1 protein-coding gene is annotated in these 469 nt (G+C 35.8%); it reads left to right on the forward strand.

The window, feature by feature from the left end:
* The coding region (locus J7R13_RS08860) for a 4Fe-4S dicluster domain-containing protein (protein ID WP_208438311.1) at positions 1 to 469 on the forward strand (469 nt) is incomplete at both ends.

The raw sequence follows: 469 nt of genomic DNA on the forward strand, positions 1-469 counted from the left end.
ATGGTACAAAATACGGAATTAAACTTGCTATATTTGATATGTGGTGGCAACAGATTTTTGGCTTTTCTTTATTTAGAACACTCTCTCATGGAAAACCAGACTATGCATATTTGGAACCAGCAGAAAAATTTCAACCTATAGCTTATTCCAAGCCAGATGGTATTGTGACTTTTGATTGCCTTTCCAGTGTAGCACTTTCCAATACGCATCATACGGAAAATCAACCTTGCCATTTAAAAATAACCTCACTGGAAAAACATAAAAATTCTGAATATGCAATCTATTGGGGACCTTCCACACGCTATTGCCCCGATTGTGTCTATGAATGGCTAGACCATAATGATCATAAAATTTATATCATTAACGCCTCAAACTGCATCCATTGTAAAACATGTGATATTAAAGATCCTAACCAAAATATCAATTGGACTTGCCCGCAAGGAAGTGAAGGACCTTTTTACCCAAATAT

Origin of the sequence: Bartonella taylorii 8TBB (assembly GCF_902825155.1) — a bacterium.
GTDB lineage: Bacteria > Pseudomonadota > Alphaproteobacteria > Rhizobiales > Rhizobiaceae > Bartonella > Bartonella taylorii_A.